This is a genomic window from Moorena sp. SIO1G6, assembly GCF_010672795.1.
Taxonomy (GTDB): domain Bacteria; phylum Cyanobacteriota; class Cyanobacteriia; order Cyanobacteriales; family Coleofasciculaceae; genus Moorena; species Moorena producens.
Window position 1 is genome coordinate 1 of sequence record NZ_JAAHFZ010000165.1, and the last position, 1,733, is coordinate 1,733.

A 1,733-nucleotide genomic window follows, 5' to 3' on the forward strand; every position below is an offset into this window, starting at 1 on the left:
CGGCGATTCTCTCCTGTCGCAATTAACTTACCTTCACTGTCTACAATCACTGCACCCACTGGTACCTCACCCGCTTCACCAGCTTTCTGGGCAATTTCTATGGCAACAGTCATCCATTTGCGATGGATGAGATAGGAGTTATCAATCGGGTTAGGTACTTCCATTCTGGGGAGTCGGGAGTCGGGAGTCGGGAGTCGGGAATCGGGAGTTGGGAGTCGGGAGATGGGGAGATGGGGAAATAGAGATATAAGGATTTTGTTATTGCTATTTTAAATTTTAAATTGTTAATTTAAATACTAAATTTGGGATTTATAGTAATTAGTTTAGGCGATATTTGTAATATTATTAATTAGTTTTCTAGCAATTATCTATGCCATGAGGTACAAAGGTATCCCCCTAAATCCCCCTTATCAAGGGGGACTTTAAGGTTGATAACCGTACCTCATAAATCCTATAAACGCTATATAAACAAGTATTTTAACCCTGCTCCCGATTCCCCATTCCCGATTCCCGATTCCCGATTCCCGATTCCCCATTCCTTATTCCCTAACACTAATTATTCCCTCCTCTACGCTAGCGATTTCGTAGCCAGAGGTTGGTAAATATCTGAGGTCAAAGGTGTCACCTCCGGATAGTTTCCAAATTTTGTAATTGGAAAAGGTTAGGGGAATTCCTGGTTCACATTCTTCTGGTCTATGGTCACCTAAAACAAAATAGGCTGCGCCTTCTCCTATCACTTTAGCGTAACCGTTGTAGTCTACAACGACTGATGTTGCTTCGTCTACTCCGATGCCTAATACCTCTTCTGCGTCGGTATCTTGGAGCTGGCGAGCAATGAATACCATCAGGCGACCCATCCGGTTTCTTTTGCTAAAGTGGGTATCGACAATGACTGATTCTAGGTCTCGCCATTCAAACAGGTGATTGGTAAAGCTAATGTACTCGTTATAGGGGTCATTGAGGGCTTCATCGGAAATGACAGAACCTTGACAACTATCATAGACAAAACTACCTTGAATCATGGCACCAGCACTGGTTCCACCAATAGCGCCACCTTGATCAAGCACATTAGCGATCGCATCATGGAGGTCTGTGTCCTGGAAATTCTCCACGTAGTCGCATTGGTTACCACCAGTAAAGAATAATACCTCAGCGTTTTCCACCGTAGCCACCACATCCGGTCGATAAGCGTCATCACGACTATCGAGCACTAGGGTTTCTACAGAATTAACTCCCTTCATGTCATAGATCGGTTGATTGTAGCCATCGTCACCAAAAGACCGGATTACTACTACATCAACAGTGCTATCGCATTTACTGCAATCCCTAACTTCGTTAATCATCCACTGGATCGCTTCATCCACATCAGGACCACCACCACCTAAATCAAAGGCAGGACCATCTAAAGACAGACCAACATTAGGAGATTCACTAATTTGATAGCGCTTGACCGTAGCAGCTGCAGGGAAAGCTACTACTCCCAGCATGATCACGAATACTAAAGCAGTAATAACTAAACGTTTCACTATCTTGATTCACCCTGAAAGCTTAACCGTTCAACCTTAACCTTCTAACCAACTAACCTTCAACCGGGTGCATCGGATGTTTACTGTTTGACCCGGTGGGTGGAACGGGCATCTTGCCCGTTTCCTGCCTCGGACAGGCTTTCCCAAAACTGGCAAAGAGGTGGAAAATCAGGGCCAGCCTTTTGGTGGTGCGTTACGGGGCAGACT

Annotated in this window: 1 protein-coding gene and 1 pseudogene; both read right to left on the bottom strand. The window is 44.9% G+C overall.

The features are described from left to right. Nucleotides 1-164: pseudogene (locus F6K63_RS36745) on the bottom strand (tRNA-specific adenosine deaminase); the annotation flags it as partial. Between the two features lie 375 nt (nucleotides 165-539). Further along, nucleotides 540-1,526: a cyanophycinase gene (locus tag F6K63_RS36750; protein ID WP_287315003.1), complete on the bottom strand. Its 987-nt coding sequence runs from the start codon at nucleotides 1,524-1,526 to the stop codon at nucleotides 540-542. Nucleotides 1,527-1,733 lie beyond the last annotated feature (207 nt).